The sequence below is a fragment of the Pseudomonas meliae genome (genome assembly GCF_001400515.1).
In the GTDB taxonomy this organism is placed as follows: domain Bacteria; phylum Pseudomonadota; class Gammaproteobacteria; order Pseudomonadales; family Pseudomonadaceae; genus Aquipseudomonas; species Aquipseudomonas amygdali.
In genome coordinates this window covers 19759-27267 of record NZ_LJQT01000491.1, presented here as the reverse complement: position 1 = coordinate 27267, position 7509 = coordinate 19759, and the positions used below count along the sequence as shown (strand labels likewise).

At 58.7% G+C, this 7509-nt stretch carries 4 protein-coding genes; 2 read left to right on the top strand and 2 right to left on the bottom strand.

Features of this window, described 5'->3' with window-relative positions; all coding sequences use genetic code 11:
- Window positions 1-410: 410 nt before the first annotated feature.
- The gene (locus ALO64_RS22860; RefSeq protein WP_044344633.1) at window positions 411-2717 is read right to left on the bottom strand and encodes a TonB-dependent receptor; all 2307 of its coding nucleotides are present in this window, start codon (window positions 2715-2717) and stop codon (window positions 411-413) included.
- A gap of 411 nt (window positions 2718-3128) precedes the next feature.
- On the opposite strand from ALO64_RS22860, the gene ALO64_RS22855 reads away from it, so the two are divergent.
- On the top strand, window positions 3129-3977 hold the full coding sequence (locus ALO64_RS22855; protein ID WP_002555446.1) for an ureidoglycolate lyase: 849 nt from the start codon (window positions 3129-3131) through the stop codon (window positions 3975-3977).
- Between the two features lie 49 nt (window positions 3978-4026).
- On the opposite strand, the gene ALO64_RS22850 is transcribed toward ALO64_RS22855, so the two are convergent.
- A complete protein-coding gene (locus ALO64_RS22850; protein WP_044344645.1) occupies window positions 4027-4845 on the bottom strand; it encodes an alpha/beta fold hydrolase in 819 nt (272 codons plus the stop codon).
- Window positions 4846-5122: 277 nt separating this feature from the next.
- Here ALO64_RS22850 and ALO64_RS22845 point away from each other — a divergent pair, with 277 nt between their 5' ends.
- Window positions 5123-7441 (top strand): mechanosensitive ion channel family protein, encoded by a 2319-nt coding sequence (locus tag ALO64_RS22845; protein WP_044344634.1) that lies wholly within the window; start codon window positions 5123-5125, stop codon window positions 7439-7441.
- The last annotated feature ends 68 nt before the right edge of the window (window positions 7442-7509 follow it).

The window sequence follows — 7509 nt, the reverse complement described above, 5'->3', positions numbered from 1 at the left end:
CCCGGGGCGGTTCACTTTCGCCTTTGACGGTCCTTTCCCCATCCAGAATGTAGCGAATGCGCTTGTCAGTCACACCAATGCGTTTTGCGATCCACGAAGGTGTTTGTCCGATGCGCGAAATCAGCTTGTCGGCATATTCGGTGGACGGGTTATAGAGTTCTGCGTTGGGTGTCATGGGGTGTCCAGATGAAGGTCAGGCGCTGTATGTCAGGGGAGTATGCAGCACGATGGGGTATTCGTCGCCATTGAGGTTGGCAACCCACGCAGTCGTGCAGAGACAGGTACATTGCCTTCGCGAGCAAGCTCAAGCTCGCTCCCACAAGAGCCTGTCTCCAAGAGCAAGCCGCGCGACGTAATTCAATGTAAGTGGCAGATGGGGCGATCCTTCGCCCGCTTTCAGTCAGCATCAATCAAAGTTTCACGCCCAGTGTTACAAACGCGCTGCGTGGCGTGCCCACCTGCAGAATCTGCAAATTGCCCGCCGGGTCGGTCGCTGCGCTGGCGTCGGTGTTGAGGGTGGAGATGTAACGCTTGTCGAACAGGTTGACCATGTTCAGCGAGACGGTGGTGTCTTTGACGGCGCCGAGTTTGCCGAAGTCGTAACCGAGGTTGGCGTTCGCTACCCAGTAGCCGCTGACACTGGAGTCGTTGGTGTAAGTGTAATAGCGCTTGCTGATGTAGTTGCCCTGCATGCCGGCATTCCAGTGCTCCCAATTCCAGTCCAGGTTGCTGGAATACATCAGCTTGGGCGTATCGACGACGGTTTTGCCTTTCACATGAACGGTGCTGCCGCCGCTGGCATAGTCGTCGTCATAAGTGCTGTGGTTGTAGGACATGGAGTTGGACCAGCGCCAGTGCTCGTCGGGCGTCAGGCCGAATGACAGTTCCAGGCCCCGACTGGTGACAGAGCCGACGTTGGCAACGCCGTTCTGGCAGATGACGATGCCGGTACAGTTGGTGATGGCCACCAGGCGATTGTCGAATTTGGTGTTGTAGACCGCCGCGGATGCCGAATACAGCTTTGTGCTGCGGCGCACGCCCAGTTCAGCGGTTTTCGAGGTTTCGGGTTTGAGGTCCTTGAAGCCGTTCTGCGCATCCACTGCGGTCTGCGTGGTGAAGAACGGGCTGTAACCGCCACTCGGAAAGGCCGCCATGTTTTCCGAATAAGACGTGAACACTTCATCGCTGTCATTGAGTGTGTAGGTTGCGCCCACTTGCGGCAAAAACCTGTCCCGCGCTTCCAGCGAACCGCTGGCATAACCGCCGCCTTTACCTTCGGCAGTGGAGGTGGTGACAGTGTTCTTTGCGCCGAACTCAAGCTTGAGACGGTCATCGAGCAGGGTATAGGTGTCGCGCAGGAAAAACTGTCGGGTCAGGTCGTTGTAGCTCTGGTCCAGTACTGTCGCCGCCTGCCTCAGGCCATTGGTTTTGACGATATGGTTTTGCGGAGTCGCATTGGTGGTATCGAACAGGTAACGGGCGATGTCGTTCTTGTTCGATTGAATCCAGAACCCGCCCTGAATTTCATGCTGGCCCAGGAAGTAGGTCAGCGAACTCTGGAAGCCGGTTCGATCAATGTCATACACCGTGCTGCGAATCGAGTTGCTGGGGACAGTGGTCGAGCCGCTGGTAAAGATGAACGGATAGTACGAATTGCCCCGGCCCGAGTCATGGTGGTGATAGACCGTGGCGTCCAGCACCAGATCATCGGTGAGCGAGAAATTGCCGTTGAGGATGTCCAGTTCGTCGTCGCGCAGGCTGCTGGCGTTGTAGGTCGCATCGCCTGCGCTGGTTACGCCGCCGGTGTAGATGCCGTTGGCCGCATTGACCGCGCGGGTCCAGTCCGGCGTGTAGTAACCCCAGTTGTAGCCCAGACGCTGGATGATGCTCTTCGACAGACTGGGCAGATTGGCTTCGTCGTGAGACGAGGTGCTGTGGAAAAAGCTCACGCGGTTTTCGCCGAAGTTGTAATTGACCTTGGCGTTCACAGCGTCGGATTTTTGCGGGTTGTCGTGACCTTTCCAGGCATCGGCGTCGTACTTTTCTCCCGACACGTAAGCGGACAGACCGTTGTATTCGCCTGTGTCGACGCGCATGAAAGTGCGCGAGGTGTCGTAACTGCCCAGGGTCTGTGACAGTCGCGCGCCGAATTCCTTGTCCGGATTGGAACTGGTGAACTGGATGGTGCCGCCCAGATCGCTGTTCGATGCCGTGCCCAGCGAACCGATGCCTGGAGCCACTTCGCTGGCGGCGATGTTTTCCGCGATGATCGCCCGGGTGATGCTCAGACCGTTGAAGTTGCCGAAGCTCATGTTGCCAAGCGTGACGCCGTCCAGGGTGTAGCCTAGGTGGTGCATGTCAAAACCGCGCAGGCTGATGCGCTGGCTGCCTTCTTCACGACCCAGCGGGTCGCCGGACTGGAAGTTGACCCCCGGTAGCCGTTGCAGAACTTTCAACGGGCTGGTGCCTGCGGAATAAGCGCTTACGTCCTTTTGCGTGACGCGTTGCACCTGCCGGGTTTCGCCCTGGCCAATCACTGACACCGTGCCCAGTGTCACGGCAGCGGTGTCGTCGCTGGCGGGTGCCGTTACTGAGGTGGGCACATCGTCATCGGCCTGAATGAACGGGCTGATCAGGCACAGTGAATTCAATGAAACCAGCAACGCAAGGCGCGTTATCGGGAATCGAGAAGCACGCGGTATCGATCGATTGTTCATGAAAAGGTTTTCCTGGGGCGTCAGGGCGCCGCGCTTGCGACGGGGAATCTGCAGGACGGTGTTAGCGTTGACATGAGTCCAGTTCGCCCTTCAAGACGTACGAGTCCGTCGTGTTTTCGAGGGGCTCGTTTCAACGAAAGGGCTCGTTTGAACTGGGGGTGATATTAATACTCACTGTATGTATTAATTATGACCAGTGGCGTTTTATCCCTATTTTTCTGCCGGTCAATGCCAACCGGCGTGCTGGGCAGTTGGTCGTAAATTTCATTAGGCAAGGCGTCCGTTGCGATGCTATCTGTCCAGAGTCAGTGGGTTCAGCCCAATCGTGAATATGTATTTCCGAAGGCCGGACAACAGGGCATCACCCTCTGAATCCGCGGTTTGCACCTTGGACTGAAACGGGAGAACTCGATGAAATTGCTTCGTTACGGTGAAAAGGGCCAGGAAAAGCCAGGCCTGCTTGATGCTGCCTACCAGATTCGCGATCTGTCCGCGCATGTCACGGACATCGCTGGCGAGGTGTTGAGCCCGGCAGGCCTTGCCAGCCTGGCCGCGCTTGATCCCGAAAGCCTGCCTTTGGTGGCGGGCCGACCGCGCATCGGGGCGTGCGTCGGGCAGGTCGGCAAGTTTATCTGCATAGGCCTGAACTACGCCGACCACGCAGCCGAATCGCGGATGGAAGTGCCCAAGGAACCCATCATATTCAACAAGTGGACCAGCGCAATTTGCGGCCCGGACGATAACGTCGAAATTCCTCGCGGTTCGCTCAAGACTGACTGGGAGGTCGAGCTGGGCGTGATCATCGGCAAGGGCGGGCGTTATATCGACGAAGCCGTTGCCATGGAGCACGTTGCCGGTTATTGCGTAGTCAACGATGTGTCGGAGCGCGAGTGGCAGCTTGAGCGCGGCGGAACCTGGGACAAGGGTAAAGGCTTCGATACCTTTGGTCCGATAGGCCCTTGGCTGGTGACCCGCGACGAGGTTACCGACCCTCACTCACTCGACCTGTGGCTGGAGGTTGACGGTCATCGTTATCAGAATGGCAATACGCGCACGCTGATTTTCAACGTGCCGCAACTGATCGCCTACCTGAGCCGTTGCATGAGCCTGCAACCGGGTGATGTCATCTCCACGGGTACGCCGCCGGGTGTGGGCCTGGGCGTCAAGCCAGAGCCTGTCTTCCTGCGCGCAGGGCAACGCATGCGCCTGGGGATTGCGGGGCTGGGCGAGCAGAATCAGTTGACCGTTCAGGCCGACTGATTCGCTGCCTGCGGGGAGTCGGCAACCGACTCCCTGTTACATAAAAATATCAGCCCTGCACAAACGCCAGCAGGTCTTTGTTGAGTGCCTCGGCATGGGTCACGGCAAAGCCGTGCGGCGCGCCGGGATAGACCTTCAACTCTGCACCCTTGATCAGCTCGGCGGCGCGCTTGCCTGATGCTTCGAACGGCACAACCTGATCACCATCGCCATGAATCACCAGGGTCGGCACATCGATTTTCGCCATGTCCGGGCGGAAGTCGGTTGCGGAGAACGCCGTCACGCAATCCAGAGTGCCTTTGAGCGAGGCGAGCAGGGCGATATTCAAGGTCTGGGCCTGTACGCCCTCGGAAACCTTCTGTCCTTTGTTCAGGCCGTAGAACGGCGTGGCGAAATCACTGATGAATTGCGCGCGGTCTTTGAGCAGACCCTCCTTGATGCCATCGAACACTGATTTGTCGACGCCTTCCGGATTGTCGTCAGTCTTGAGGAAAAACGGTGTGACCGAGCCCAGCAAGGCCAGTTTGGCAACTCGCTCGCTACCATATTTTGCGATATAGCGCGTCACATCGCCGCCGCCCATGGAAAAGCCCACCAGCGTCACGTCGTGCAGATCAAGGTGCTCGATCAGCTCGGCGATATCGTCAGCGAAGGTGTCGTAGTCATAACCGGTCCACGGCTGGCTGGAACGACCGAAGCCTCGGCGGTCGAAGGCAATGGTGCGATAGCCCCGGCTGCTGAGGTATTCCATCTGGTATTCCCACATATCCGCATCCAGCGGCCAGCCGTGGCTGAACAGTACCGGCTTACCCTCGCCCCAGTCCTTGTAATAGATCTCGGTGCCATCTTTTGCGTTGAACGTGCTCATGCAGATTCCTCTCGATGTCGGGTTGATCGGGCAAGCGCTCTGGTGCACAGGCTCATGCATGCCTTCGGCAGCCGCCGATAATTCCGGCAGTTGGCGCTTTGCATAGTTCAGTCGGGAAGAATGAGCGTACTGTTCTGGCGCAATTTTTTGAAACATCGGCTCATCGTATTTCCCTGCCGGAACCGAACTTGCCGGGCATAAGGGAATCAGTTCCTTGGGATCAAAGCGCGCTTTGGCCTGTTCATGGTTGTATTTGTCCATCGAAGGAGAGAACTGCGTGGCGTCTCAGCTGAAAATCTTGATCCTGTCGGGTCTGCTGTTATTCGCAGGCAGTTTCAATCTCCAGGCAGCCGATGTACCTGCGTTGCCAATGGGCGCTGCGGTGCCGACCGACGACAAGGCGGCCGAAAAGGCCGATGGCAAAGCAGCTGACAAACCTGCAGCGAAAGCGGATGACAAGGCCGCTGAAAAGGCGGATGCGAAACCGGCAGACGGCGGCGAGCCAGCGGCGGCAGAGGCCCCGGAGCTTCTGGTGCAGGGCGGGTTGCTCGGTGCCATCAGTTCCAGCATTGATGACGTCCAGGAAAAGCTCAATCTTGACGACAACCTCTTCGACGCCTGGCAGCTGCGCGCCGACCGTGCAGCCGACGAGCTGGAGAAGCTGGTCAACAAGCGCACTACACGTTCTCCGTGGAGTGTTGCCGGGGACTTCCTCGCCTTGTCGTTTGTCTGGATCGGCTCGTTTGCCGTTCTGACCTCGTTGGGTCGTTTTCTGGCGGTGCGCTTGTGCCGGACGCCGTTCATGCGGGTGCGCGAGCGCAGTCAGGCGCTGCTCAAATACGTATTGCCGTTCACCTTGCCAGCCATCGTCTGTCTGCCATTGACTCTCTACGTCAGCCACTTCATGCCGTCTTCGGTGGGCCGTGCTCTGGCGCTGTGCTTTGCCTATGCGACCAGCAGTGGCATCGTGTCGACCTCGGTGCTGCTCTGCGTGATTGTGATGTTCAACTCCGGGCACAAGCGCGCCGCGGTACGCATGATTCGCCGCTACACGCCGAGGCCACTGTTTGTGGTCGGTTTTCTGGCGGCGCTGAGCGATGCACTGACCAGCCCGCAGATCGCCCGCCAACTGGGCAGCAACGTCACCACCAGCGTTGCGGTGTTCACCGGGCTGTTTGCGTCGGTGGTGTTCTGCATGCTGATCATCAAGGTGCGCCGCCCGGTGGCGCACCTGATTCGTAACCGTTCCTTGAGCAGCCGCCTGCAACGGCCAGCACTGCAGCAGTCGCTGAAAATCTTCTCCAACCTGTGGCACTTGCCAATCCTGCTGATGATTCTGGTCTCGGCGATCAACCTGATCGGAGCCGGTGAAGACAGTCAGGAAGCGCTGCGTTGTGCGTTGTTCACCACCATTCTGCTGATCGCCACGGTATTTTTGAGCACAGTGTTCCAGCACCTGTTCAAACCGACCGAATCCCTGGGGCGCGGCGGGCATGTGTACAAGGCGCGTCTGCTGAGCCTGGTGTACGCGGTGCTGCGCATTGCGCTGGCCATCGGGTTCATCGAGATACTGGGGCGTATCTGGGGCTTCTCGATGTTCGAGTTTGCCCAGCGCAACACGCTGGGTCGCGTGATCAGCGATTCGCTGAGCAGCATCGGCCTGATCTTTGTGGTCACCTGGCTGCTGTGGGTGGTGCTCGACACGGCCATTCAGGAAGCTCTCAAACCACCAGCGAACCATCGCAGTGGCCGTCAGCCGAGCACGCGAATCAAGACCATTCTGCCGCTGCTGCGCAACGCGGTGAAAATCATTCTGGTGGTGATCTGCGCGATCACCACCATGGCCAACCTGGGCATCAACGTTGCACCGCTGCTGGCGGGTGCCGGGGTTGTCGGTCTGGCCATCGGTTTCGGTTCGCAACAACTGGTGCAGGACGTGATCACCGGTCTGTTCATCATCATCGAAGACACTTTCTCGGTGGGCGATTGGGTAGTGCTCAGTACCGGTCACTCCGGATCGGTGGAAAGCCTGACCATCCGTACCGTGCGCCTGCGTGACGGCAAGGGTTTTGTCCATTCCGTGCCGTTCGGGCAGATCAAGGCGGTCACCAACCAGTCGCGGCAGTTCGCTTATGCGTTCTTCTCGGTGCAGTTCACTTATGACTCGGATATTGATGATGCGCTGGCGCTGATCCGCGAAACCGGGCAGTCGATCAGCGATGACATTCTGCTCAAGCACAACCTGCAAGGACCGCTGGAGGTGTTCGGCGTCGACAGCATGAACCTGAACGGCATGGTGTTGACCGCGCAATTCCGCACCTCTTCCGGTGGTCAGTACGCAGTGGGGCGCGCCTTCAACGAGCGCCTCAAGCGTCTTGTGGATAAAAACCCGAATGTGCGTTTCGCGCAGACTTATCCACAGATGGTTATGGGGCCGGGCTTCAACAACCCGCAGGCGGGTGTCGAAGCCGAGGGGCCTCCTGCGCCCTCGGACCCTGCCGCTGCGACACCTTCTGCGCCGACACCTTCTGCGCCGACACCTGCACCGCTTGGTCTGCCCAAGGGCAACAGCCCGCCGGGTCCGGCAGCTCAGTAATCAATCGGGCGGCATGAGACGCTGCAACGCATTGTGGCGGCGTCATTGACCCGCCAGGCTGCGCAACT

What these genes read in the sequence shown, in the direction of transcription:
- ALO64_RS22860 (WP_044344633.1), bottom strand. Translation starts at nt 2,717, where the DNA reads ATGAACAATCGATCGATACCGCGTGCTTCTCGATTCCCGATAACGCGC.
- ALO64_RS22855 (WP_002555446.1), top strand. Translation starts at nt 3,129, where the DNA reads ATGAAATTGCTTCGTTACGGTGAAAAGGGCCAGGAAAAGCCAGGCCTG.
- ALO64_RS22850 (WP_044344645.1), bottom strand. Translation starts at nt 4,845, where the DNA reads ATGAGCACGTTCAACGCAAAAGATGGCACCGAGATCTATTACAAGGAC.